The following is a 25,476-nucleotide window of genomic DNA, read 5'->3' on the forward strand; positions in this document are numbered from 1 at the left end:
CGAAGATTTGTTCGGTTCACAGGCCGAAAAAGGGAGTGAACACGCTCCCAGTGTACTTTAGAGTCTTGCGATCGGCGGTCCACAATTTGGTTTATTTGTTTTCGGCTGTCAAGCCGGCGGGCCGCAGCCGTCGGCGGCGGAGGCCCAAGAGAATAGTCGCACCGACCGGTTGCGGATCATATCAACGTAAGCCTGCGCCCTACTGCCGAACCTCGCGGCGTGCCGCCGCGCTTACAAATCTGACCCCACCCCGGCCCTCCATCAGGGAGGGAGATGGTGTACGATCCGACAGGGGAGAAATTGGTTTTACGATTTCCCGAGCCGTGGGGACCGCTGTCCTTGTCTCGACCTTTAGGTCGGCGGGCCGCAGCCTCGCCCCGCGAAGGCCCGGGAGGATAGTTGCACCGACCGGTTGCGGATCATATCAACGTAAGCCCGCGCCCTACTGCCGAACCTCGCAGCGTGCCGCCGCGTCTCTGAATCTGACCCCACCCCGACCCTCCCTCAGGGAGGGAGCAGGCGTACGATCCGGATAGGGGAGAAATTGGTTTACGATTTCCCGAGCCGTCTGGACCGCTGTCCTTGTCTCGACCTTTAGGTCGGCGGGCCGCAGCCGTCGGCGGCGGAGGCCCAAGAGAATAGTCGCACCGACCGGTTGCGGGCCATATCAACGTAAGCCCGCGCCCTACTACCGAGCCTCGCGGCGTGCCGCCGCGCTTACAAATCTGACCCCACCCCGGCCCTCCCTCAGGGAGGGAGATGGCGTACGATCCGGACAGAGGAGAAATTGGTTTTACGATTTCCCGCATCCCTCCGCAGGCTGCATCCCGAAATACCTACCGATCCGATCCCGCCACTCAGGCGTTGACCTTGGCGTGGTCGGCGAGGAACTGCGCCAGACCGCTCTCCGTCAGCGGATGCTTCAGCAGTCCCCGGATCGCCGCCAGCGGGCAGGTCGCCACGTCGGCTCCGGCGTCGAGGCACTGGATGATGTGGCGCGTCGAGCGGATCGAGGCGGCCAAGACCTGTGTCCGGTAGCCGTACGTGCGGTAGATGCGCACGATATGGGCCACCAGCCCGATGCCATCCTCCGAAATGTCGTCCAGCCGTCCCACGAAAGGCGAGACATAGGTCGCACCCGCCTTGGCGGCCAGCAACGCCTGCCCCGCCGAGAAGACCAGCGTGCAGTTGGTCCGGATGCCTTTTCCGGCGAAATACTTCACGGCCCGGATGCCGTCGGCCGTGCAGGGAAGTTTCACGACGATGTTCGCGTGCAGCGCCGCAAGCGCCTCGCCCTCGCGGACCATGCCGTCGAAGTCGGTGGCGATCACCTCGGCGCTGACGTCGCCGTCGACGATGCGGCAAATTTCGAGGTAGTGACGCCTGCACGCCTCCTCGCCGCGGATGTTCTCGCGGGCCATCAGCGACGGGTTGGTCGTCACGCCGTCCAGCACGCCCAGTTCGTTCGCTTCGCGTATCTGGGCCAGATTCGCAGTGTCGATAAAGAATTTCATACGGTTTGGTTTTGGTTTGGCAATATATATAAGGTACATATTTCGTTTTTTGCGGTTCCGTGAGCTGTGCGGGTAATAATCCGGTCCGTTGTTTCCGCTGTCAAGCCGCGCGGGCCGCAGGCTGCGACCGAGAACGGGGAAAGCATATCCTATTGAATGTTCTGCCTGCAATCGCCTGTCTCCGTATTCAAAGAGCTATGCAGACCGCAGCCCCTGCGCACGGCCCTCCGAACGCAACCCGCAACCTTTTCCGCTAAAGATACGAATAATTTCCCACAAAAACCACACCCCACAACAAGCCTTAGAACCGCCTTCCAACGCCCTCCGGAGCGGGTTTCCGAAAAAAATCGCATATTTCATGAAAAAATTTAGTACTTTGTGTTGCATAATACTAAAATGTGTATTATATTTGCAGTACAAAAGTATTGAAGACCGCACACAATAAACCGTATAACACCTTTACGACCATGAAAGAGACTGTGAACGTGAACATCGGATCCGAGGCTTTCCTCCTCGACACGGACGCCTACCGCACGTTACGGAACTATTTCGACGACATCCTGAGCCGCCTTCCCCAGGACGACGGCGAGACGATGGCCGACATCGAAGCACGCATGGCGGAGCTGTTCCGCGAACGGATCAGCTCCCCGATGCGGGTCGTGACGCTCGACGTGGTCCGCGGCGCCATGAACCGGATGGGCACGCCCGACGACTTCGGCGAGCGGCCGGACGGTGCGCAGCAGACGGACGAAGAGGCGCAAGCCGAACCCCGCCGTCTCTACCGTTCGCGCACCGACCGTTCGATCGCCGGCATCTGCGGCGGTCTGGCCGAGTTCTTCGGCACGGACCCCACGCTGCTTCGGCTCGTGACGCTGCTGCTGATCCTTTTCGGCGGACTTTCGATCTGGGTCTACATCCTGCTCTGGATCGTGATCCCCGAGGCTCCGGCCCGCAAATTCGACCTTTCGAAAAACAACCAAAAAAAATAATATCATGGCAACCAACGAAAACAAGCGGCTCTACCGCACCCCGGACGGCATCATCGCAGGCGTCTGCGGAGGACTTGCCGAATTTTTCGGACTGGACCCGTCGCTGGTCCGCATCGCAACCCTGCTGCTGATCCTCTTCGGCGGACTCTCCCTGTGGGTCTACATCCTCCTCTGGATTATCGTTCCGAAAGCTCCGAAGCGTATAAACTCTTAAAGATCATGGCTGAAGACAATGTAAAGGCGCAAATGCGCAAAGGCATTCTGGAGTACTGCATCCTCGCCATCCTTTCCCGCGAAGATTCGTATGCTCCGAAGATCATCGCCGAGCTTAAAGAGGCCGAGATGATCATCGTCGAGGGGACGCTCTATCCGATCCTCACCCGACAGAAGAATGCGGGTCTGCTGACCTACCGCTGGGAGGAATCCCCGCAGGGCCCGCCCCGCAAATACTACACCCTCACGGACAAGGGCCGTGAGTACCTCGCAACGCTCGACGAGGCGTGGGACGAACTCGTCAACCAGATCCGGACGATCCGTCATGGCAAACCCGAAAACTAACCCCCTAAAAAACACACCACTATGAAAAAAGTCCTTTTGATCGCCGTCCTGCTCGGCGCACTGCTCTCGATGGCCGCATACATCACCTGCGTCGCCGTTCCTTTCGCCGACAAGGCCGTTAAAGGCAGCGGCACGATCGTAACCCGCACCATGCCCGCACCCGAATACGACGGCATCAGTACCTCCCGCGCAGTTCAGGTCATCGTCTCCGACAAGGCCGACCAGATCACCATCGCTGCCGACGACAACCTGATCGATCAGGTCGAGGTCAAGGCCCACAAGGGCAAACTGAAAGTCTCGATGGACAACTCGATCAAGAACCTGTCGAACATCCACGTGACCGTGACGGTTCCCGCCAACGGCAAGATCCGCTCGCTCGAAGCCTCCAGCGCCTCGAAGATCACCACAGCCGTAGCGCTCGCCGCTCCTCAGTTCACGCTGGACGCATCGAGCGCCGCCAACATCGAGGCCGCTGTCAAGACCGACAAATGCACCGTCAGCGCCTCGAGCGCCTCGAAGATCAAGGCGGCCATTTCGACCACGACGTGCTCCGCCGACGCTTCGAGCGCCGCCAAGATCGAGCTGTCCGGTTCGGCCGAGACCTTCAATGTCGATCTGAGCTCCGCATCGAAGCTCAATGCCGAGAAGTTCACCGCCGTGAACTGCAACGTGGAGACCTCGAGCGCCGCCAAGGCCATCGTCAACTGCACGGGCAAACTGGTCGCCTCGGCTTCGAGCGGCTCGTCGATCCGTTACTCGGGCGACTGCGAAACCCGGCTCGAGAAGTCGAGCGGCGCGAGCATCCGTAAAGAATAAATCCGCACGAAACCATGAAAGAGGTTAAGAAATGCAGCATCTCGGGCGTAGCGTTCACGCTGGACACCGACGCATACGAAGCGTTGGAAGCCTACCTCGAGAGCCTGAAAAAAGCCTACAAGGAGTCGGCCGACGGCGCGGAGATCGTCGCCGACATCGAAGCCCGCATCGCCGAGCTGATCCTCTCCGCGCAGGACAACGCCCGCGTGGTCGAGAAGCCGCTGGTGATGAACATCATCCGGCAGCTCGGCACGGCCGAGGACATCGTCGAGAACGCCGACGCCGACCTGCAGCACGACACGCCGCGCATCCCGCGCCGCCTCTACCGCGACATGGAGAACGCCAAGCTGGGCGGCGTCTGCGCCGGCATCGGCAAGTATTTCGATGTCGACCCCGTATGGGTGCGGCTGGTACTCTTCCTGCCGTTCCTGCTCTCCTGGTTCGGGTGGATTCCCTTCCTGCACTGGACGGGACCGATGATGGGCAACCTGTTCGGCATCTTCCTGATCTGCTACTTCATCATGTGGTTCGCCGTTCCGCCTGCACGCACGGCGCGGCAGAAGCTCGAAATGAACGGCGAGCGCATCACGGCGCAGTCGGTCGCCCAGGCCACCGCCGACGCGTCGGCCGATGCCGACAGCCGTGCCAAACCGATCGTCGCCGAGGCCGTGTCGGTCTTCGGCAAGGTGGTGCTGATCCTGCTCAAGATCTTCGCCGGACTGATCGTCTTCGGACTGATCATGAGCGCCAGCGCCCTGATCATCGGCCTGTTCGCTCTGATCGTCGGCGGTCCCGAGTTCATGCATATCGGCACGCTGACCGGTTTATCGCTCTGGGTTCCCATTCTCGGCATATTTGTTGTGCTGATACCGGTGATCCTGCTGATCTACGTGATGATGTGTCTGATCGCTTCGCGCAAGCCGGGCGGCAAGACCGTGCTGGTGATCTTCCTCGTCTGGCTGGCTTCGGTCATCGCCTGCGCGAGCGTGGCCATCCACGAGAACGTCCCGGGTATATTCCGTGAAAAACACCGGTCGGTGAGCCGGATGATCGAGGACGAGGTGCAGGTCGAGGGCGACCTCGAGACGCTCGAAGAGCTGCTGGACCAGATCGAGTCGGGCAAGACGGACCAGATCGAATCGCTGCGCATGAGCGTGCCGTCGAAGAACGTCAAAATCTCGGTCGAACGCCGGACGGAGAGCGGCAGCGACGGGAAGCAGACCACCGTCCGAGCCGTGATCGGAAAGACGACCTCCGACCAAAGCACGGACGACACGCAGAAGCAGTAGCGCGAACGACCCGTTTTTTAAAATAAAAAGTTTTTTTCGAAACGTCGGGCGGCCTGAAGAGGACCGCCCGCGTTTTTTGAAAAATTTGAAATAATTACTACCTTTACCGGGAATTATCCGAATTCGGACGACCATCGGCATGCAGCGACATGCCTGCCGTCCGTCCCCGACGGACGATTCCCGGGTATTAAACCAAAGAGTATGGCTGGAATCAAATGTATCGGTATCCTCACCTCGGGCGGCGACGCCCCGGGCATGAATGCGGCCATCCGCGCCGTGACGCGCAGCGCCATCTACAACGGCTTTGCCGTCAAGGGCATCATGCGCGGATACAAAGGATTGGTCTTCAATGAGATCGTGGAGTTCCACTCGCAGAGTGTGAGCAACATCATCCAGTTGGGCGGCACGATCCTTAAGACGGCTCGCTGCAAGGAGTTCACCACCGAAGAGGGACGACGCACGGCCTACGAGAACATGGTCGCCGCGGGTATCGACGCGCTGGTGGTGATCGGCGGCGACGGCTCGCTCACGGGAGCCGACACGCTGGCCCGCGAGTACAACGTGCCGATCGTCGGACTGCCCGGAACGATCGACAACGATCTGGGCGGCACGGATTCGACCATCGGTTTCGACACGGCGCTCAACACGATCATGGAGTCGGTCGACAAACTGCGCGACACGGCATCGAGCCACGAGCGGCTCTTCTTCGTCGAGGTGATGGGCCGCACGGCGGGTTATCTGGCGCTCAACAGCGCGCTGGCCACCGGCTCCGAGGCGGCGATCATCCCCGAGATGGACACCGAGGTGGACCAGCTGGCCGAACTGATCAACAACGGCTTCCGCAAGAGCAAGAACTCGGCGATCGTCATTGTGGCCGAGAACCCTTCGACGGGCGGCGCCACGGCGCTGGCCGAGCGCGTGAAGAAGGAGTTCCCGCAGTACGACGCGCGCGTGACGATCCTGGGCCACATCCAGCGCGGCGGCTCGCCCACGGCCATCGACCGCATCCTCGCCTCGCGCATGGGCGAGTCGGCCATCGAGGCGCTCAAGGAGGGGCAGCGCAACGTAATGATCGGCATCGAGAACGGCAAGATCGTCTACGTCCCCTTCGCCAAGGCCATCCGGCACAACAAAGGCATCGACCGCAGCGATCTCGACCTGGTCAAGATCCTCTCGATATAACCCTCACCCCAAGCTAATCCAAACCCCCACCCAAGCGAATGAAACGCGTAATAGGCATCGGCAATGCCCTGACGGACATGCTGGTCAACCTGAAAACCGACTCGGTGCTGAGCCGGTTCAACTTAGCCAAAGGCTCGATGAGCCTGGTCGACACCACCCTGCAAACGGAAATCTCGAAATCGGTGGCCGGACTGCCCTATTCGCTGTCGCTGGGCGGATCGGCCGGCAACACCATCCGCGCCATGGCCCGGCTGGGTTGCAGCGTGGGCTTCATCGGCAAGGTGGGCCGCGACACCACCGGCGACTTCTTCGTACAGGCGCTCGAAAACCTCGCCGTCGAGCCGATCATCTTCCGCGGCCGGGAGCGCTCGGGCAAGTGCGTCTCGCTCATCTCGCCAGACGGCGAGCGGACGATGGTCACCCACCTCGGGGCCGCATTGGAGCTGTCGGCCCCGGAGATCGAACCCGCCATCTTCGAGGGCTACGACTGCCTCTACGTCGAGGGCTATCTGGTCCAGAACCACGACCTGATCCTCACCGCGGCCCGCACGGCCAAGGAGTGCGGGCTGCAGGTGGCCATCGACCTGGCCAGCTTCAACATCGTCGCCGAAAACCTCGAATTTCTGCGCAAGCTGGTGACCGACTACGTCGACATCGTCTTCGCCAACGAGGACGAGGCCAAGACTTTCACCTGCGAGGCCGAGCCGCTGAACGCCCTGCAGGCCATCTCCGAGATGGCGTCGCTGGCCGTGGTCAAGATCGGAACCAAGGGGGCGCTCATCAAGCACGGCGACGAGGTGGTCCACGTAGGCATCATGGCCGCCGCACGCCGCGTCGATACCACCGGCGCGGGCGACTTCTACGCCGCGGGCTTCCTCGCGGGGCTTTGCGACGGTCTCACGCTGCGCCAGTGTGGCACGATCGGAGCCATCACGGCGGGCAAAGTGATCGAGGTCGTGGGCACGACCTTCGGCGAGGAGGCGTGGCGCGACATCTTCCGGCTGGTAAACAAGGTCAAGCACGAAAAATATCTCTTCTGAGGAGGGGCCTGAAAACCCGCTCCACGAAAATTCACCCCTGCCACGGTCCGCGGCAGGGGTGAAATCGTTTCGGGCATGCGCTACCGTTGGGCAATCCGGTCGAGGAGCCTCACGAGCATCGCATCGCGCCCCGCGAGGTAGTCCGCCGCGACGTAGGGGATCGGAATGTCGGGCCGGAGCACCCCGTCCTCCGCGCGGGTGCACTCGTCGAACTCCACGGTCGAAACCGTCAGCATCAGCCGGGTCAGGCCGTGCCACCGCTGGGTCACCTCGCCATAGCGCAGGGCGTTTTCGAGCAGCGGCTCGCCGACCAGTTCGGCAGCGTCGTTGAATTGCAGAATGTTGCAGAACGACGCCGCGACCGATCCCGTGTCCTTGTTCATCAACACGTAGTATTTCATCCCCGGAATATACTTTTTCCGGTCGAGCCTGACCTCTGCGACCCGCTCCTCCGGGGGCACGTCGACCAGCTGCCAGCGCATGCTGTCGGTCAGAAAGTCGTAGTCGCGCAGCGTCTCGGGACCGACCCGCACGCGCTGTCCCTTCAAATAGGGGATTGAGGGCTTGTTGATAAAGATCGAGAGCAGGTCGTCGAATGCGCTGCCGTTCCCGCCCGGATTGCCTCGCAGATCGAGTATGAACGAGGTGCAGCCCTGCTCTTTGGCCGCAAGGATCGCCCGCCGGAGTTTTTTGATGAGCAGCCCGTTGTTCGGGTAGAACTCCGTGATGGCGAAATAACCCGCCTTTGCCTCCGGGAAAATCCGCGTCAAAAACTCCCGCTGCCGCAGCAAACCCAGGTACACCTCCTGCCACGGCCGGCCCGCCGTATGCACTGTCCGCCGCTCCCCGCTGCGCTCGAACAGGACCGTATACCCTTGGGCGCGGACCATTTCGAAGTCGTGGTTGGCCATCAGCGTGAAGGAGTAGATCGAACGGTCGTCGTAACAGCGGACCAGGTAGTCCCCGACCGGGCAGCCGTTGATCGCAAGGAGGCGGTCACCGGGCCGGAACAGCGGATCGACCGAGCGCTCCACAAGGAGCGTATCGCGGATGTTGAGCAGCAGAAACCCCGGCAGCGGAGCGTTTTTTGCCGTTCGGTACGCCTGACGGCTCTGCAAAGCCAGCCTCGCCTGCGGCTGGACCCGCAGGTGGGGATCGATCCGCTGCAACCACCGAAGATAGGGGCGCAGCGCCCACATCAGATCGGCGCTCGACAGCGAATCGCGCCCCGTGAGCCGGGTCCGTTCGGCCACCGCCTCCCGGATCGCCGCCGGCACGGTGTCCTGCGCGGGGTGCTCCCGGGGCAGGAAGCAGAGATCGGGAACCTCTCCCGCCGGAACCCGGACGTCCAACAGACCGGTTTTGTCGCCGATCACGACTTCGCGGCTTTCGATGATCCGCCACAGGCTGTCCCTGCGCGCCTGATCCTCCGGAGGGGTTTTCCCGGACGCCGCGATTGCGCCCGGGATAAAAACGAGCGCAAGGAGTATTCGAAACAAATGTCTTTCCATCATTTTCGTTGCCGGCATTGGGACCGGACCATGTGAGAGACGAATCGAAACGACAAAACGCAACACGGCGCAACAAATCTCAGCAGAACGTGAAGGCCCCGCCGAAATTATTAATTTTTAATTCTTAATTTTTAATTATGAATATTCCCCGGCTGATCTCGCGCCGCATGCGCAGCAGCCACACCGAGCGGCGGGGCGGCATCGTCAGCGCGAGCAGCAGCGTCGCGCCCCACTTGATCACCTCCAGCACCTTCGTGCGCAGCATACGGTCATGGATGCCGGCCCGCAGGCGCTGACTGACGCCCACGTTGCGGCACAACCGCCGAAAATAGGCCTCGGTCAGCTTCTCGGGCGGAATGATGTGCCACATCACCGCGTCGGGAACGTACCAGATCGTCCGCCCCGCAACGCGCAGCCGCTCGAACAGGTCGTTCTCCTCGCCGCCGATCAGCTCCCGGCCGACGCGCCCCAGCGCCGGGTCGAACCCCCCGCAGCCGTCGAACGCCTCGCGGCGGAAAGCCATGTTGCCCCCGCCCGGAACACGACCCGCCGGGAACGGACGCACCTGCGACCCGAAATCCATCGGATTGGCGATCGGCATCTCCGTATATTTCGACAGCCACGCCGGACGGCCCGCCGGGTACTCGGCGATGATCCGCCCCCCGGCGACCATCGCCGCGGGGTGCGCATCGAAGAAGTCGGCATAGGCCCTCAGAAAGCCCGCATTGACCCGCTCGTCGTCGTCGATGAACGCCAAAACAGGCGCGGCGGCCTCCCTGACGCCCCGGTTGCGGGCATAGGAGACACCCGGTTCCGGCTCCGCGACCAACCGCAGGTTGTGCGCCGGATGGGCGGCGGCGAAAGCGGCGAAACGCCGTTCCGTATCGTCCTCGGAGCGGTTGTTCACCACCACGCACTCCCACTCCGCCGCCGGGAGGTCCTGCTGCACGACGCTCTCCAGAGCGGCGATCAGCCGGGCGGCACGGTTATGGGTGGGGATTATGAGCGAAATTCGAATCATCGTGCGAATGTAGCAATAAATCGGGAAAAACACGTATCTTTATCCCCGAATTAAAAGCGAAAAGACTATGCAAAAATCCCTTCGCATTCTGCTGTCGACGCTTGCGGCGCTGCTCAGCGTAGCCGCCGCGGCGCAGACCGTCACCTGGAAAAGCAAGGTCGAGCCACTGGGCGACGATACCTACCGCATCGTGCTCGAAGCCGCGATCCCCGCACCCTACCACATGTACGACATGGGCCCCTACGACGGCGGCCCCAACGCTACGGCCATCGACTTCGCCCCCGCGGAAGGGGTCACCTACCTCGGCAGTGTGGAGCAGCTGACCCGGCCCGAACGCCACTACGACGAGACGTTCGACATGGAGATCGGGACCTTTGCGCAAAAGGCGCTCTTCGCGCAAAAGGTCCGGCTCGCAGCTCCCGACGCCACCCTCCGGGCCACGCTGGAGTGGATGATCTGCGACGACCGCAGCTGCCTGCCGCCCGACGACACGGAGCTTACGATCCGGATTCCCGAGGGGAATGCCGCATCGACCGCCGTCGCTCCGGCTGCCGGCCCTCAAACCCCGGCTGAAACCCCGGCTGCCGAACCTACCGAAAGTGTTGCAGCGACCCCTGCCGTGGCCGCGTCCGCTCCGGATGCGGCGGGCGGCGGCTCGCTCTGGGCGCTGATCGTCGAGGCGATCCTGTGGGGCTTTGCGGCCCTGCTGACCCCCTGCGTCTTCCCGATGGTTCCGATGACCGTCTCGTTCTTCATGAAAAGTTCGGGAAACGCCGCGCTGGGCCGCATCCGCGCCGGCATGTACGGCTTCTTCATCGTGGCGCTCTATACGCTCCCGATCGCCGCGATCATCCTCATCACCCGTCTGTTGGGCGGCGACGCAGTGACGGCCGACATCTTCAACTGGCTGGCGACGCACTGGCTGCCCAACGTGATTTTCTTCCTCGTCTTCATGGTCTTCGCCGCCTCGTTCTTCGGAGCGTTCGAGATCACGCTGCCCTCGTGGATGGTCAACAAAACCGACTCGAAAGCCGACTCGAAGGGGCTGGCCGGCATCTTCTTCATGGCGCTGACCCTCGTACTGGTGTCGTTCTCCTGCACGGGACCCATCGTAGGCTCGGTGCTCATCAAATCGACGGCCGGGGAGTTCTGGAGCCCCATCGTCACGATGCTCGCCTTCTCCGTGGCATTCGCCCTCCCGTTCACGCTCTTCGCTTTCTTCCCCTCGATGCTCAAGAAGCTGCCCAAGAGCGGCGGATGGCTCAACTCGGTAAAGGTCGTGCTGGGATTCATCGAGGTGGCGCTGGGCATGAAGTTCCTCTCGGTAGCCGATCAGACCTATCACTGGGGGCTGCTCGACCGCGAAATCTATCTGGCCGTATGGATCGTCACCTTCTCGCTGCTGGGGCTCTACTTCCTCGGCAAAATCCGCTTCGCCCACGACAGCGAGCGGCCCTACGTCGGCGTCGGGCGGCTCTTTTTGGCCATCATCACCTTCTCGTTCGTCGTCTACCTCGTTCCCGGCATGTGGGGTGCGCCGCTCAAGGGGCTTTCGGGCTACCTGCCGCCCCTCTCCTCGCAGGACTTCGTGCTTCGGGAGGGCTCCGGAACCGTTGCGGCCGAGAGCCGGATGCTGGAGACCGTCGACGGGCACAAACCCAAGCATAGCGACTTCCTCCACCTCCCGCACGGACTGGAAGGGTTCTTCGACCTGGAGGAGGCCGAGGCGTATGCGGCTAAGGTCAACAAACCGCTGTTCATCGACTTCACAGGCCACGGCTGCGTCAACTGCCGCGAGATGGAGGCGCGCGTCTGGTCCGATCCGCAGGTGCTGGACATCCTGCGCAACGACTACGTGATCGTGGCGCTCTACTCCGACGACAAGAAGGTGCTGCCCGAGGACGAGTGGGTCACCACCGACACGGGCAAGGTGCTTAAAAGCCTCGGCAAGATCAACTCCTACTACGCGCTGAAGACCTACGGGGTCAACGCCCAGCCCTACTACGTGCTTCAGGGCCGCGACGGCAAAGTGCTCGTGCCGCCGCGCGGTTACGACCTCTCGGTCGACGGATTCATCGAATTCCTCCGCAGCGGCCTTGCGGCCTACCGGCAGCAGCAATAGGAACGCACTGCACGAAAAAGCCTGCAACCGTCTCTGTGGTTGCAGGCTTTTCGTTTGCAGTGGGAGGGGTTACTCTTCGGTCATGTCGCCGGCCGTAGGATGCTTGCGGGCGGTGTCGCCCTCCGTGATCTCCCGCTCCAGGGGCTGGGTGTAAATCGAATCCAGTCCCGACTGCTGACTGGTCATACCGGCGTGTTGTCCGGACATACCGGAATCTTGACCCGGCTTCGATTCCCGGCCCGACTGGCCCGGCATATCCGACTGCCGGCCGTAGGACGAGCTGCTGCCCGTCTGACCCGGCATATCCGACTGCTGGCCGTACGACGAGCCGCTGCCCGTCTGATTCGACATACCCGACTGCTGGCCGTAGGACGAGCTGCTGCCCGACTGACCCGGCATATCCGACTGCCGGTCGGACGCAGGCTTCTCGGAGTTCCTGCCGGATTCCCGACCGGCATCGCCCTTGGCAGCATGGCCCTCCGGAGCGTGACACTTGGCGCTGTGCCCCTCTGCGGCGTGTTGCGACGTACATTGCTTCCCCGAGTGCTCCGCGGCGTGCTGCTGCGAGAAAGCCGCCTTCACCTCGTGCTCCTTCTTCTCCCGATCGGCATGCGAAGGGGTCGTCCCCTCCTTGACCAGCTCCTCGACGCTCTTCTCGAAGTCCCGCTCGCAGGGATCGCAGGTCGTGTTCTTGTGCTCTTTCATAACTTTGCTTTTAGGATGTTTATCACCCTTACTGCAAAATATGCGCCGCGAACGGTCGAAAGAAAGGGGGGGGGCTATTTGGAATAGACCGTCTGGCCCATGTAGTTCTCTTCCGACTTGCCGGTCTCATGCCCCGATCTGTCGTAATAGACCGTCTGCCCCATGTAGTTCTCTTCCGACTTGCCGATCTCACGCCCCGATCTGTCGTAATAAACCGTCTGGCCCATGTAGTTCGCTTCCGACCTGCCGATCTCACGCCCCGATCTGTCGTAATAGACCGTCTGCCCCATGTAGTTCTCTTCCGACTTACCGATCTCATACCCCCACTTGTCGTAATAGACCGTCTGGCCGCAGTAGTTTTTTTCGGATTTGGCCGTACCTTCGGGAATCTGCGCGGCGGCCGCCGAAAGGGTCAGCACCGCAGCCAGACACATTAACATGCTTTTCATAATTCACAGGTATTAGGGTTTATCGTTACCTCAATATACGACATAACTCTTTCCCAGCAAGCGGCATACCGGCCAAACGGCCGAAAGAAGCGCCGAAGCGGCCAGAACGCAGGGCGAATGATAGCCCACTGAACAAATAAAAAGAGGAAGATTTCTCTTCCTCTTCAGTAGCGGGAGAAGGACTCGAACCTTCGACCTTCGGGTTATGAGCCCGACGAGCTGCCAACTGCTCCATCCCGCGATATATTTTTGGTCTTGCGATCTATCGCTTTTGCGTGTGCAAAGATAATGCAAAAATTCGGTTTTACCAAATCCCCGGCGATAATAATTCGGTGCAAACCCCTAACCACCTGACGCCCAAACCGGAAAAATTCACTCCACGGCTCTGGCGACGATCTCCGCCAGATCGCGCACCTCGCGCTGCGTACCGCGGCCCAACGCCTTCTTGCACAGCGGGCAGGCGGTGACGATCACCTCGGCCCCGGTCTGCTCCAGCTCCTCGGTCACCGAGCGGGCGATGCGCACCTGCTGCGCATCGGTGATGGCCGTATTGGCCACCGACGAACCACAGCAAAGGGCGTTTTCGCGCGTGCGGGCAGGTTCGAGCAGCTCGCCCACCGCCTCGATCACCGCGCGGGGCTGATCGTAGACGCCGCAGCCGCGTCCCAGCTCGCAGGGATCGTGGTAGGTGAACCGCGTCGCCCCGTGACGGAGCGCCAGCCGCCCCGTCTGCAGCAGACGCAGGATATATTCCGAGTGGTGGAGCACCTCGATCCCCTCCAGCGCATAGTCCTCGCGGAAGACCTTCAGGCAGATCGGACACGAGGTCACCAGCGTGGTGATGCCGTGTTTGCGGAACAGCTCGGCGTTATAATTCATCATCTTGCGGGCCGAATCGGTCTCGCCCGCCAGCTTGAGCGGACGTCCGCAGCAGACCCCGCCCTCGCGGTCCGCCCACCAAACCTCCTCGCCCGCCGCGTCGAAGATCATGGACATGGCCGAGAGGGTGCGGGGCGTCAGCAGGGTCATGCAGCCCGCGAAATAGCCCACCTTTCCCGCACCGGAGGAGCGGTCCAGTCCCTTGAAATAGCCGTAGCGACGCTCGTCGGGCACGTTATGCAACTTGTCACGCGAACTGATGCGCAGCGTATTGAGATCGATGCCGACCGGGCACTTCTCCGCACAGCGACCGCACAGGAGGCAGTTGTCGGCCACCTCCCGCCGCAGCATTCCGTAGCGCCGGTCGCGCAGGAAATAGACCGACTGCACAGTATTCACCCCCAGCACCTCCTGCAGCTGGCAGGGGTCGATGCAGATGCCGCAGCGCGAGCACGCCTCCACCTGAAAGTTATCGAAAGAGGACTCCTTCTCTCCCGAACGCAGTTTGTAGCGGCGCAGGAAGATAAGGGGGATCTCCGTGAAAATGTGCATGTAGCGCGAAAAGGGCAGCGCCACGAAGAAGACGCCCAGACACGAAGAGTAGAACCACCACGCCGCGCTTTCGAGGTTCATCAGCGCGAGCGTCGAGATATGGTCGGCCATCCATCCGCCGAGCGTTCCGGTGAGGAATCCCCCGCCGCCGTACAGGGAGCAGGTCGCGCTCTCGGCCACCAGACGCGCCGGAAAGACGAACCACAAAGCCGACAGCGCCACCCGGTCGCCCGGCATGTGGCGGGTCGTGCGGCGCATGCCCATCCGACGCGAGAAGAAGCGTTTGCCCCACGCCAGCGCCACGCCGGAGAGGACGAACAGCAGCAGCAGGTCCATCACGAAGTCGAACAGCGGTTTGTGCTGCAACCCGGTGGAGAAATAGCGGAAGAAGACGTGCCCCTGGATCGGAACCCAACGCAGCCCCATGTAGGCCAACGTCTCGGTCCACCCCACGACGATCAGCAGGAACCAGCCGAAAGCCAGCGACATGTGCATGTAGCCCAGCAGCGGGTTGACGCGGAAGATGCGTCGGTGGAGCAGCGATTCGCTCACCGTCTCCCCGATGGCCGCGAAGGTCGCCCGGGTAGGTACGCCGCGGACGATGAGCCGCTTGTCGGAGCGCGGCAGGCGGTAGAGCCAGACGCCCCACTTCCACGCCAGGGTGACGAACATCACCGCCACGCCCGCCAGAAACGGTATGCAGAAAGGTGCGAAGAAGGTCATGTCAGAAATCTCCCAGTTTTCGTTTGATGAGCATCACCACCCCGCGCGTGTTGATGCCGCGCGGGCAGACCAGGCGGCACTTGCCGCACAGCATGCACTTGTTCATCTCCTCGTAGGCGCCCTGATACTCGCCGCGGCGCACCAGCGTGTGGACCTTGCGGAAGTTGAACTCCGTCAGGTTGCCCGCCGTGCAGAGCGCCGTGCAGGCCCCGCAGCCGATGCAGGTCTGCAGCTCGGGCATTTCGCGCAGAATCTCGTCGCTCTTGCGCAGGTTGTTGCGGTCGAGGTCGATGGCCCGCGGCTTGGAGATGGTGTATCCGAAATTGATCGCCGCCATACGCTACGCCCCCAGGTATTCGGCAGCCGCGTCCGCCGCGGCGATGCCTTCGTTGATCGATTCGCCGATGTTCTTGGGCGCCGTGACGGTCCCGGCGTAGAAGATGCCCTCCACGCCGCTGCGGACGTTGCCCAGAAAGAGGTCGCGCGGTGCGAGAAAGCCGCTCGCGGACTGCCGCAGCCCCGCCCCCGCCGCGAACGCGGCGTTGTCGTCGTTGGCGCGCATGCCCACGATGAGCACCAGCATGTCGACGCTCATGCGCAGCGGACGCCCCGTGAGCGTATCCTCGGCCTTGATCTGCACCCGGCCGTCGATCGTCGGGCTGGCTTCCGAGATGCGGCCGCGGACGAAGTGGATGTTGTATTTCTGCTGCGCCTCGCGGTACATTTCCTCGTACCCGGGACCGAACATACGGATGTCCATGTAGAAATTGAAGACGTCGGCGTCGGGAAACAGGCGCTTCATCTCCATCGCCTGCTTGACGCCCGTGATGCAGCAGACCCGCGAGCAGTGCTGCTGGCACACCTTCTCGTCGCGCGAACCCACGCAGTGCAGGAACGCGATGCGCTTGGGGCGCGAGCCGTCGGCCTTGGCCACGCGGCCCTCGTTGAACATCCGCTCCAGATCGACCGTCGTCAGCACGTTGTCGTAGATTCCGTAGCCGTACTCCTCCTTGATCGCGGCATCGAACAGGGTGAATCCCGAGGCGACGACGACCGAATCGCACGGGAGCATCCGCCCGTCGGCGAGCAGCACGCCGCCCGCGGTGAACCCCTTGACCTCGGCATTGAGCAGCACTTCGATATTGCGTTCGTGCACCCGCCGCCTCAAGTCGGTCAGCACCTCCGCCGCCGGGGTGAACGAGGGGAACAGCACGTACCAGCCCCGCAGTTTGCCGCCCAGTTCGGCCTCCTTTTCAACGATCACCGGCTCCACGCCCTGTGCGGCCAGTCGCAGGGCCGTCTGCATGCCCGCTACGCCGCCGCCTATGATGATTACACGTTTCATGACGTTTGTTTTTCTCTTTCCTATTTCGTTGTCCCTTTGGCAACGGCCGCTTCCGCCCGTCGGCAGGTCAGGTCCTCGCCGCCTTCGGCGGCGTTCATAGGTCTGCCCCCGCCCTAAATCCCTCCCTCGGGAGGGACTTGACATGCGACCACCAAAACCCGTCCTTCCACATTCGCTGTCTCTTCCGCCCGGCAACCCCCGCTTACTCCCGAATATCGTACACCGTATCCGTCGGGCAGCAGTTGACCACCGCCGAGGCGGGTTTGCCGATATATTTGCCGTTGCGGCCCAGGTATTTGGCCGCAGGGTCGTACTCCACGCCCATCTTATCGAGCAGCGGCTCGACGTCGACCTGGTGCATCTGCATGCCCAGCGCCCACGGATCGTAGCCGAGCATCAGTCCGGCCATCTCCTCGTAGGTCAGCACCGGAATGCCGTGGCCGTTCTCGCCGTAGGTCGTCCCCTCCATCTCGGCGATGGCATACTGCCACTTATCGAGGAACATGGCGCAGCCCGGACAGTTGGCCACGATGAAGTCGGGCTTGTAGGGGGCCATGCTCTCGAGCTTCTTGTGCGAGTTGGCGATCGAGTAGCCGCGGTTGGCCTGCACCAGGTAGTTGCGGAAGCCGAAGCCGCAGCAGTGGCGCCGCTCGGGGTAGTCGACGCACTCGCCGCCCCACGACTCGATCATCCCGGCCAGCACGTAGGGGAACTCCGATCCGCCGATGCCCGACTTGGGGAATATCTTGGCGTAGTGGCAGCCGATATGCTCTACCACCCGCAGCGGTTCGCCCGTCGACGCGTTGACGAGCCGATATTTGGCTTTGGAGGCGATCTCTTCGCGGAAGTGGAACATGATGTCCGACGTGTGGGCCAGGCTTTCGGGGGTGCGGAATTCGCGGCCGGTGGCCTTGAAAAGGTTCTCGCGCGCCTTCTCCTCCGTCTCGGGGAACTCTTTCCACGTGGCCAGAATCTCGGAGTAGACCCCGAACGAGGTGATGCACGAGGTCACGAAATGGCGGTAGCCCGCCTCGGTCATCAGCGCGAACTGCCGGGCCACGACCGTCATGATCGTTTCGAGCGGCACGATGTCCGAGTGATAGCCGATGCCCGTGCAGGAGGAGTGCTTCGGATCGTCGAGCAGCTCCTTGCCCAGGTCGTTGCGCAGAATGTCCAGGAACGCCTTCTCGCTGCCGGGGAAGAAGTTCTGGCGGATGCAGCTGCGTCCGTAGTAATAATGGTCGTCGGCGATCTGCTTCTGGTAATCCGTCCAACTCGTTCGTTTCATCGTCGTTGATTTGTAGCGTGATTGCCGGATCCGGCTCCCGTTTGCGGGCTGCGCGGTCCGGATCAATAGTGTTCGTTGCTGTTATGAAGGAATACGTCCATCATGTACTGCTGGTCGGCCCCCTCCGGATAGCCCAGCTCGCGGGCCTTGCGGTCGGAGTGCTCTTCGATGGTGTCGAACATGGCGTTTCCGCCGCTCACCTCGAAGATGCGGTTGATCTCGTCGAGCGACTGTTCGTCCAGCCGGCGCAGGGCCCCTTCGCCGTGGCGCATGTAGACGGGGGTGAACTGTCCGTAGATTTCGCGGTCGTTGTCGTAGATCCACTGCCAGACGGTTCCCTGCTCGGGGTGCAGCTCGGGTTTGACCAGCCGCGGCACGATGCAGTAGCCCGTGCGGAGGATATTCTCGCCGATGATCCGCTTGAGAGCCAGCTGCTGGCGGCCCTTTTCGCTCTCGACGAACAGCCCCGTCTTCTGCGACAGGGTCCTCAGCGCCTGGATCACGTACCCCGGCGTGTTGCCCCGCGGACAGCGCGGACGGCACGACATGCACTCGCCGCAGTACCAGATAACATCGCTTCGCAGCAGCTCCTCGATGGCCTCGTCGTCGCGCGTCTGCACCGTGTTGACGATCTGGCGGGGATCGTAGTTGTAGAACTCCGCCGCCGGGCATACGGCCGTACAGACGCCGCAGTTCATGCACGACTGAAGGCCCTCCTTCATGCGCACATCCTCCATCAGCAGATCGAAGTATTTACCCATACCTATATTATCGTAAACCTTTGTTCGGCAAAGGTAAGCAATCCGCCTCTGTGAGGGGGTGGTATAAATACCTAATTTGGACCGCGCAGCCTGCAGCGGAGTGCCGAAGAGCGGTCGGAGCGGTCCGTCGGGCGGCGTTATCGGACGCGCCGCGGCCCGATTTTTCCGACAGCGGACGCTTCCTTCGAGGTAAGTTTTGCATTTTCAGGGAATATGTTTACTTTTGCAGAACATATACGATACACGGAAAGTGTAGCTCATTCTCGAAAGTCGAACGTAGGAAATTCACTTTTTAGCAGAGAATAGCAGACATCTTGCCGCGTCTCATCCCGTAAGGGATAGGCGTGGGGTTGTTGCTTATTTTATGCTGAGAGGTTTCCTACGACCTGACTTTCTAAAATAAGTTTCCGGCTCCACGCTTTCTGTACAATTAACCCTTATCTCAATCAACGTCGTCCAGGAGCCGGAGCGACAAACCTAACCTTCATCGACATGAAGAAACTGATTCTTTGCGCCGCCCTTACGGTCGGCGTAGTGTGCGCAGCCAGCGCACAGGACAAAATCGCGTTCGGCGTGCGCGCCGGCGTGAACATCAATTCGCTCCGCTACTCGGGCGACTCGGAGTCGCTCTACAACGACCTGGAGAGCCGCGCCGGCTTCCACGTGGGCGCCGTGATGGACTGGAACGTGGCGGGCAGCTTCTACATCCAGCCGGGCATCTACTTCACCACGCGCGGTGCGAAGGGCGAATGGAGCGAAAGCGACGAGGAATACAGCTACAAACTCACCGAGAAGCTCAACATGAGCTATCTCCAGATCCCCGTGCTGGCCTCCTACCGCTTCGCCGTGAGCGATGCCGTGAAGATCGACGTCAACGTGGGTCCCTACATCGCATTCGGTCTGGGCGGCAAAGTCAAGATCGAAGAGACGGAGAGCTACATGGGTGAGACGGAGCGCACCAGCGACAAGTACGACATCTTCGGCAAATCGACCGATGACAAGGACAAAGGCGACTTCAAACGCTTCGACGCCGGTCTGCGTTTCGGCGCCGGCGTGAACATCCACCGTTTCTACGTAGGTGTCAGCTACGATCTGGGCCTGACGAACCTCGCCCACACGGGCGACGACTACCGCTGGAGTTCGAAGGACAAGTTCAAGAACGGCGCGCTGAACATTTCGGTCGGCTACAACTTCTAAACGGCCGCATTCCATGCGAACCGCCCCGGCAGAAAACTGTCGGGGCGGTTTTTTCGTCGGAGCGTGCGGCGCTTAGCGCCGCACGTAGGTTTCGAAAGCGAAAGGCCAGGGGTACTCCTTCCCGCAGGGATAAGATTCGCAGGCGGTGAGCCGCCAATCCGCTTCATTCCACGCCGGGAAGCGCGTGTCGCCCGCATAGGGGTGCATCACGCGCGTGAGGTAGAAGCAGTCGGCCAACGGCAGCGCCTCGGCGTAGATTTCGGCCCCGCCGATGACGAACACCTCCTCTTGCGGCGCAAAGAGCGCGATGGCTTCCTGCAGCGAATGGACCACCGTGCAGCCCGGAATCGCAACCGCCTGCCGCGTCAGGACAACATTCGTTCGGTTGGGCAGCGGCCTCCCGAGCGACTCATAGGTCTTGCGGCCCATGACGACCGGATGGCCCGAAGTGAGCGCCTTGAAACGACGGAGGTCTTCGGAGATATGCCACAGCAGGGCGTTTTTGTCGCCGATCACGCCGTTCTCAGCGACAGCTACGATGATGGAAAGCAATTTTTAATTCTTAGTTTTTAATTTTTAATTTCTCAGAACGACATGTGCGCTTTTATCGCCGGCCACGGGTCGTATCCTTCGAGCGTGAAGTCGTCGTAACGGAAGTCGAACAGCGACTTCACCGCGGGGTTCAGCCGCATCCGGGGCAGCGGACGCGGCGTGCGCGCGAGCTGTTCTTCGACCTGCGCGAGGTGGTTCAGATAGAGGTGCGCGTCGCCGATGGTGTGGACGAAATCGCCCGGCTCGAGATCGCAGACCTGTGCCGTCAACAGCGTCAGCAGGGCGTAGGAGGCGATGTTGAACGGCACGCCGAGGAATGTATCGGCGCTTCGCTGGTACAGCTGGCACGAGAGCCGTCCTTCGGCCACGTAGAACTGGAACAGCACGTGGCACGGCGGCAGCGCCATTTGGTCGACCTCGGCCACGTTCCACGCCGAAACGACGATGCGCCGCGACTCGGGATTCCGGCGGATCAGCTCCACGGCCTGCGCGATCTGGTCGACCGCACCGCCGTCGGGCTTGGGCCACGAGCGCCACTGGTAGCCGTAGACATGGTTTAGATCGCCGAAGCGATACCCTTCGATCGGCGATTCGACGCCCGCAGCCGACAGGAACGTCTCCCGGTCGACGGGCAGCACGCCGTGGCGCACGCACAGTTCGTTGTAGTAACGGAAAGCATCGTTGTCCCAGATATGGACGCCTTTTTCGACCAGATAACGGATATTAGTATCTCCTTGCAGGAACCACAGCAGTTCGTGGATGATCCCCTTCAGAAAGACCTTTTTGGTCGTGAGCAGCGGGAAACCCTCCCGCAGATCGAAACGCATCTGATGACCGAACACCCCTTTCGTGCCGGTCCCGGTGCGGTCGCCCCGCACGACGCCCTCCGCCTGGATGCGGCGCAGCAGGTCGAGGTATTGTTTCATTCGTCCAGCATTTTAAGGGTCAGTTCGCCCCGGTCGTCCAGCACGGCGTAGGAGGGGCACTTTTCCCAGCCGCCGAGGTTGACCACATGCAGCCCGTCCTTGCAATAGTTGCGCGGAAAGTGCATGTGACCGAAAACGAAATGGTCGACCTCATGCGTCTTCCGGTATTCGCGGGCGTATTCGATCAGCGGCTCGGTAAGCGTTTCGTCGAAGTTCGTATCCGTATCCGAAGCGTGCTTCTTGAGCGAGTGGGCGCTCCATGCGCGGCCTAAACGCAGGATAAATTCGTAGGGACAGACCGTCTCAAAAATCCAGCGCAGCATCCGGGAACGGAAGCCGATGTTAAGCAATCTTACACCTATTTTACAGCCGATATTTATATTGTCGCCGTGCGCCACGAAGACCCGCTTGCCTTTGAATTGCATCGTCTGCGGCTTCGTATGAACCTCCATGCCACACTCCCTTTCGAAATAGCCGTTCAGCCACATATCGTGGTTGCCCGTAAAAAAGATCAGCCGGATTCCCCTCCCGGTCACTTCCCGGAACTTGTCCAGCACCCGATCATATCCGTCGGGGATGTGCCGTCCCTTTTCGAACCAAAAGTCAAACACGTCACCCGCCAGCACGATCGCCTCAGCATCCCGGGCCACCCGGTCGAGCCACGCGACGAAACGCTGCTCGTTCGCACGCGCGAACGCCTCGCCGCCGCCCCCCAGATGGATATCCGATGCGAAATAGATCATTACCGCGTGAGTTCCTGAAGTTTCGCCTCAAGGCTCTTGCCGTAGATGTCGCGGGCGACGATCAAACCCTCCTTGTCGATCAAAAAGTTGGCCGGCAGGCGCTGCACGTTGTACAGCCCGAGGGCCGGCGAGGACTTCCCGCGCAGGTCGCTCACCGAAATCCAAGGCAGCTGCTGTTCCTGCACGGCTGTGATCCACAGCGGCTTGGAGGTGTCGGCCGAGACCTGGTAGACCTCGAACGAGGTGGGGGCCTCCGAGAACTTGCGGTAGGTCTCTTTCAGTTCGGCGTTGAGCGCATTGCTGTTGCCCAGCTCGGCGGACCAGAAATCCACCAGCACGACCTTGCCCAGCAGCGACGACAGGCGGATCTTCCTGCCGTAGATGTCCGCAAGCTCCAGATCGGGATACCCCGCCTCGGAGATTTGCGAGGTGAGGTTGATGCGCGCGTCCATACGGGCGATCTCGCCCAGCAGCGATTGCAGGTAGGGCGACTCGGGATAGCTCTGCTCGAGCGCCTCGGCCACGGTGCGGAAGTAGACCACGTCGCTGTCGCCGTTGAACAGGTGCGTGTCCCCCGGCAGACGCTGGTAAAGCGCATAGACGGCGGCCAGCGAAGCCTTGTGCTCGATGATGAAGCGCAGCTGCTCGCGGCGGATGCGGTAGTATTCGGCCGTGTACTCCTTGACCAGCGCCTTGCGCTCCTGCTCCGAAATGCCGGCCCGGGCGAACTGCGAGGCGATGTTGTCCAGCCGCTGCGCCCCCGTCACGAAAGCCTGGTAGAACTGGCGCAGCAGCTCCGATTCGGCGGAGCCTTCGACCGTATAGTTGCGTACGACGTTGCCCACGGCATCGACCGTGATGCGGTCGCCGGCGGCCACGAAGAGCGGAATGCGCTCGCCGTCGTAGAAGAGGTTGTAGAGCGACGGGGTTTTGGCGGCCCCTTTCAACTGGAAGCGGTAGCCGCCCTGGGGGTCGAGCACGGCCGAGTCGATGACGGTCTGGGAGAGCGGGGTGACCTGCTCGAGGTAGATCGTTTTGGCGTCGCTGCCGACCATGCGGCCCGATATCTTCACTTTGGAGGTTTGGCAGCCGCACAGCAGAGCCGCCGCAACCACCGTTACGCAAAGCGTTTGCTTATTCATGAAATGGTGTTTTCGCGGTTTGGTGGAACAAATATATCAAATTCCGGCTAAATAACGTGCGATCACTTGGACGAATTGCGATAGGGGCCGTTGTTTTTCGAATAATTGCGGTTGTAGGGCTGGTTGCGGTTTTTCTGCTGCCGCAGCTGCTGCTGCCGCTGGGGGCCTTTCTGGGGACGTGCCGTAAAGTGCTGTTTGTAGTCGCTTCGGAGATTATTTAAGGCCACTTCGTCGATCTCGATGGCTCCTCCGGACATGCGCTTGATGTCTTTTACGATCACTTCGTTGTTGGGGTGATCCTGGTTGTATTCGTAGCTCTTCGTGCGCATGTAGCGGGCCAGGTTGTCGACCGTCTGCGCCACCGCGCGCGGATCGTGCTCCGAGGCCAGCTTCTCGATCATCCGCTCGACATACTTGCCGTAATGCTTGAACTTGAACCGGCTTTGCGCATAGCGCAGGCGGTGGGGCGCGACGGTCAGCTCCTGCCGCGACGGGCGCGGGTAGGGCGAGTCGACATCGAGCTGAAAATCAGACATGATGAACAGGTGGTCCCAGAGTTTGTGCGTGAAGTCTGCCGTGTCGCGCAGCAGCGGGTTCAGATTGCCCATCACGGCGATCACGGCCCGCGCCTGGCGGTTGCGTTCGCGGCGGTCCTCGATCGCCAGCAGCGAGTCGATCATTTCGTGGATATGCCGGCCGTACTCGGGCAGGTACAACTTGCGTCGTGTGTAATTGTAATTCTTTTTCATACTGTGTTTGCGGTTGAGCGCCCTGTCGTTTTTCGTCCGCGCAATGAAGCGTACGGACTGCGGCGATGGACCTGATCAGAATGTTTCGACGGGTTTTCCGCGCCCCGGGGCGACCCCCTCGAGATTGGTTTTAGCGCGCGGAAACTCCTACCTTTGGGTCTTGGACAGGTTACAAGGGAGAGCCTGAGGGCCTCTTCGCGTCCCGGTAACGCCCTGTCCGGACCGGATTAACTCCGGACAAAAGTACTAAATTTTCAGGAAAAACAAGCTATGGCAAAAGTTTTAATTCTGGACCGTTCAAAAAGCATGCGAAACACGCTGCGCGAACGGCTCGAATACGAAGGGTTCTCGACCGAGGCCGCCGAAGACGAAACGACGGCCGCGCAGCTGTGCGAAAAGATACCGTTCGATCTAATCCTTTCGGAAACGGGCTGCAAGGTTCCCGACGCGGGTATTCCGTTCATCGTGCTCGCGGGCGAGGGGACGATCGACTCGGCGGTGGAGGCCGTCCGCAGCGGGGCCCGGGATTACCTGACCAAGCCCATCGACATGAACCGGCTACTGCAGTCGATCCACCAGACCATCGACGATCCGGAGGAGGCGGCGCCCGCACCGGCCGCTCCCGTGCGGCGGCGCCGGACGCACAACCTGCATACCGAGCAAATCATCGGCACGTCGCCGCAGATCGAGCGCGTGCGGGAGTTCATCGAGAAGGTCGCCCCGTGCGAGGCACGCGTGCTGATCACGGGCGAGAACGGCACGGGCAAGGAGTTGGTGGCGCGCTGGCTCCACGCCAAGAGCAACCGCGCGGCGGCCCCGTTCGTCGAGGTCAACTGCGCGGCCATCCCCTCCGAACTGATCGAAAGCGAGCTGTTCGGCCACGAACGGGGCGCGTTCACCTCGGCCATCAAACAGCGGCGCGGCAAGTTCGAGCAGGCCGACGGCGGGACGCTCTTCATGGACGAGATCGGGGACATGTCGCTGGCGGCGCAGGCCAAGGTGCTCCGGGCGCTGCAGGAGAGCAAGATCTGCCGCGTGGGCAGCGACAAGGACATCGACGTCAACGTGCGCGTGATCGCCGCCACGAACAAGGACCTGCGCGAGGAGATCCGCAAGGGAAACTTCCGCGAGGACCTCTACCACCGCATCGGCGTGCTGGTAATCCGCGTTCCGGCGCTCCGGGAGCACCCCGGCGACATTCCACTGCTGGCCGACCACTTCATCCATTCGATCGCCGCCGAGTACAACACCCCTGCGAAGAAGATCGACGAAGAGGCGATGGACGCCTTGCAGCAGATGCCCTGGAGCGGCAATATCCGCGAGTTGAGAAACGTGATCGAACGGCTGATCATCCTCAGCGACAAGAATATCACGCTGGAGGACGTGGAGGCGTACTGCTGAGGTCCGCCCGCTTCCCGCTCCC

Annotated in this window: 25 protein-coding genes and 1 tRNA gene; 10 read left to right on the top strand and 16 right to left on the bottom strand. The window is 61.5% G+C overall.

The window, feature by feature from the left end; genetic code table 11:
• Window positions 1-857: 857 nt before the first annotated feature.
• Window positions 858-1,514 (bottom strand): fructose-6-phosphate aldolase, encoded by a 657-nt coding sequence (fsa, locus tag ACMO9O_RS01495; protein WP_418981855.1) that lies wholly within the window; start codon window positions 1,512-1,514, stop codon window positions 858-860.
• Window positions 1,515-1,981: 467 nt separating this feature from the next.
• Between fsa and ACMO9O_RS01500 the strand changes: the two genes are divergently transcribed.
• The 7 genes from ACMO9O_RS01500 (at window position 1,982) to ACMO9O_RS01530 (ending at window position 7,388) form a co-directional block, all read left to right on the top strand.
• Window positions 1,982-2,503, top strand: a complete 522-nt coding sequence (locus ACMO9O_RS01500) for a PspC domain-containing protein (protein WP_418981856.1) — start codon at window positions 1,982-1,984, stop codon at window positions 2,501-2,503.
• A 4-nt stretch (window positions 2,504-2,507) separates the two neighbouring features.
• The gene (locus ACMO9O_RS01505) at window positions 2,508-2,717 is read left to right on the top strand and encodes a PspC domain-containing protein (RefSeq protein WP_418981857.1); all 210 of its coding nucleotides are present in this window, start codon (window positions 2,508-2,510) and stop codon (window positions 2,715-2,717) included.
• Between the two features lie 5 nt (window positions 2,718-2,722).
• The gene (locus ACMO9O_RS01510; RefSeq protein WP_418981858.1) at window positions 2,723-3,061 is read left to right on the top strand and encodes a PadR family transcriptional regulator; all 339 of its coding nucleotides are present in this window, start codon (window positions 2,723-2,725) and stop codon (window positions 3,059-3,061) included.
• A 21-nt stretch (window positions 3,062-3,082) separates the two neighbouring features.
• Entirely contained in the window at window positions 3,083-3,877 is a 795-nt protein-coding gene (locus ACMO9O_RS01515; RefSeq protein WP_418981859.1) for a head GIN domain-containing protein, read from the top strand.
• Window positions 3,878-3,891: 14 nt separating this feature from the next.
• Window positions 3,892-5,166 (top strand): PspC domain-containing protein, encoded by a 1,275-nt coding sequence (locus ACMO9O_RS01520; RefSeq protein WP_418981860.1) that lies wholly within the window; start codon window positions 3,892-3,894, stop codon window positions 5,164-5,166.
• A gap of 201 nt (window positions 5,167-5,367) precedes the next feature.
• Window positions 5,368-6,348, top strand: a complete 981-nt coding sequence (gene pfkA / locus ACMO9O_RS01525; RefSeq protein ID WP_418981861.1) for a 6-phosphofructokinase — start codon at window positions 5,368-5,370, stop codon at window positions 6,346-6,348.
• 38 nt (window positions 6,349-6,386) lie between these two features.
• Complete coding sequence (locus tag ACMO9O_RS01530) at window positions 6,387-7,388, top strand: adenosine kinase (RefSeq protein ID WP_418981862.1); 1,002 nt, start codon at window positions 6,387-6,389, stop codon at window positions 7,386-7,388.
• 80 nt (window positions 7,389-7,468) lie between these two features.
• On the opposite strand, the gene ACMO9O_RS01535 is transcribed toward ACMO9O_RS01530, so the two are convergent.
• The gene (locus tag ACMO9O_RS01535) at window positions 7,469-8,899 is read right to left on the bottom strand and encodes a S41 family peptidase (RefSeq protein ID WP_418981863.1); all 1,431 of its coding nucleotides are present in this window, start codon (window positions 8,897-8,899) and stop codon (window positions 7,469-7,471) included.
• 124 nt (window positions 8,900-9,023) lie between these two features.
• A complete protein-coding gene (locus ACMO9O_RS01540; RefSeq protein ID WP_418981864.1) occupies window positions 9,024-9,920 on the bottom strand; it encodes a glycosyltransferase family 2 protein in 897 nt (298 codons plus the stop codon).
• 67 nt (window positions 9,921-9,987) lie between these two features.
• On the opposite strand from ACMO9O_RS01540, the gene ACMO9O_RS01545 reads away from it, so the two are divergent.
• On the top strand, window positions 9,988-12,042 hold the full coding sequence (locus ACMO9O_RS01545; protein WP_418981865.1) for a cytochrome c biogenesis protein CcdA: 2,055 nt from the start codon (window positions 9,988-9,990) through the stop codon (window positions 12,040-12,042).
• Between the two features lie 69 nt (window positions 12,043-12,111).
• Here the strand turns inward: ACMO9O_RS01545 and ACMO9O_RS01550 are convergent, their stop codons facing one another.
• From ACMO9O_RS01550 to ACMO9O_RS01585, 8 genes are all read right to left on the bottom strand, one after another.
• Window positions 12,112-12,747, bottom strand: a complete 636-nt coding sequence (locus ACMO9O_RS01550) for a hypothetical protein (protein WP_418981866.1) — start codon at window positions 12,745-12,747, stop codon at window positions 12,112-12,114.
• A 74-nt stretch (window positions 12,748-12,821) separates the two neighbouring features.
• On the bottom strand, window positions 12,822-13,196 hold the full coding sequence (locus tag ACMO9O_RS01555; RefSeq protein ID WP_418981867.1) for a hypothetical protein: 375 nt from the start codon (window positions 13,194-13,196) through the stop codon (window positions 12,822-12,824).
• Between the two features lie 168 nt (window positions 13,197-13,364).
• Window positions 13,365-13,437 (bottom strand) — tRNA-Met (locus tag ACMO9O_RS01560).
• A 131-nt stretch (window positions 13,438-13,568) separates the two neighbouring features.
• Entirely contained in the window at window positions 13,569-15,350 is a 1,782-nt protein-coding gene (locus ACMO9O_RS01565; protein WP_418981868.1) for a (Fe-S)-binding protein, read from the bottom strand.
• A gap of 1 nt (window position 15,351) precedes the next feature.
• Window positions 15,352-15,687: a 4Fe-4S dicluster domain-containing protein gene (locus ACMO9O_RS01570; protein WP_418981869.1), complete on the bottom strand. Its 336-nt coding sequence runs from the start codon at window positions 15,685-15,687 to the stop codon at window positions 15,352-15,354.
• A gap of 3 nt (window positions 15,688-15,690) precedes the next feature.
• Window positions 15,691-16,695, bottom strand: a complete 1,005-nt coding sequence (locus ACMO9O_RS01575) for an NAD(P)-binding protein (RefSeq protein ID WP_418981870.1) — start codon at window positions 16,693-16,695, stop codon at window positions 15,691-15,693.
• Between the two features lie 202 nt (window positions 16,696-16,897).
• Window positions 16,898-17,983: a heterodisulfide reductase-related iron-sulfur binding cluster gene (locus ACMO9O_RS01580; RefSeq protein WP_418981871.1), complete on the bottom strand. Its 1,086-nt coding sequence runs from the start codon at window positions 17,981-17,983 to the stop codon at window positions 16,898-16,900.
• Window positions 17,984-18,045: 62 nt separating this feature from the next.
• Complete coding sequence (locus ACMO9O_RS01585) at window positions 18,046-18,744, bottom strand: 4Fe-4S dicluster domain-containing protein (protein WP_418981872.1); 699 nt, start codon at window positions 18,742-18,744, stop codon at window positions 18,046-18,048.
• A gap of 492 nt (window positions 18,745-19,236) precedes the next feature.
• Here ACMO9O_RS01585 and ACMO9O_RS01590 point away from each other — a divergent pair, with 492 nt between their 5' ends.
• Window positions 19,237-19,941 carry a porin family protein gene (locus tag ACMO9O_RS01590; protein ID WP_418981873.1) on the top strand — a complete coding sequence of 235 codons (705 nt, stop codon included), beginning with the start codon at window positions 19,237-19,239 and terminating at the stop codon, window positions 19,939-19,941.
• A gap of 72 nt (window positions 19,942-20,013) precedes the next feature.
• Here ACMO9O_RS01590 and ACMO9O_RS01595 read toward each other — a convergent pair whose 3' ends face one another.
• From ACMO9O_RS01595 to ACMO9O_RS01615, 5 genes are all read right to left on the bottom strand, one after another.
• Window positions 20,014-20,493 carry a dihydrofolate reductase gene (locus ACMO9O_RS01595; RefSeq protein ID WP_418981874.1) on the bottom strand — a complete coding sequence of 160 codons (480 nt, stop codon included), beginning with the start codon at window positions 20,491-20,493 and terminating at the stop codon, window positions 20,014-20,016.
• A gap of 32 nt (window positions 20,494-20,525) precedes the next feature.
• Window positions 20,526-21,419 carry a thymidylate synthase gene (gene thyA / locus ACMO9O_RS01600; protein ID WP_418981875.1) on the bottom strand — a complete coding sequence of 298 codons (894 nt, stop codon included), beginning with the start codon at window positions 21,417-21,419 and terminating at the stop codon, window positions 20,526-20,528.
• Complete coding sequence (locus ACMO9O_RS01605) at window positions 21,416-22,162, bottom strand: UDP-2,3-diacylglucosamine diphosphatase (protein ID WP_418981876.1); 747 nt, start codon at window positions 22,160-22,162, stop codon at window positions 21,416-21,418. Before ACMO9O_RS01605 ends, thyA begins: the two co-directional genes overlap by 4 nt.
• Window positions 22,162-23,304, bottom strand: a complete 1,143-nt coding sequence (locus ACMO9O_RS01610) for a redoxin domain-containing protein (RefSeq protein WP_418981877.1) — start codon at window positions 23,302-23,304, stop codon at window positions 22,162-22,164. The genes ACMO9O_RS01605 and ACMO9O_RS01610 overlap by 1 nt, the downstream gene beginning before the upstream one ends.
• Before the next feature lie 62 nt (window positions 23,305-23,366).
• Complete coding sequence (locus ACMO9O_RS01615) at window positions 23,367-24,053, bottom strand: DUF4290 domain-containing protein (RefSeq protein WP_418981878.1); 687 nt, start codon at window positions 24,051-24,053, stop codon at window positions 23,367-23,369.
• Window positions 24,054-24,323: 270 nt separating this feature from the next.
• On the opposite strand from ACMO9O_RS01615, the gene ACMO9O_RS01620 reads away from it, so the two are divergent.
• The gene (locus tag ACMO9O_RS01620; RefSeq protein WP_418981879.1) at window positions 24,324-25,454 is read left to right on the top strand and encodes a sigma-54-dependent transcriptional regulator; all 1,131 of its coding nucleotides are present in this window, start codon (window positions 24,324-24,326) and stop codon (window positions 25,452-25,454) included.
• Window positions 25,455-25,476: the final 22 nt, after the last annotated feature.

Origin of the sequence: Alistipes sp., assembly GCF_048465635.1 — a bacterium.
In the GTDB taxonomy this organism is placed as follows: Bacteria; Bacteroidota; Bacteroidia; order Bacteroidales; family Rikenellaceae; genus Alistipes.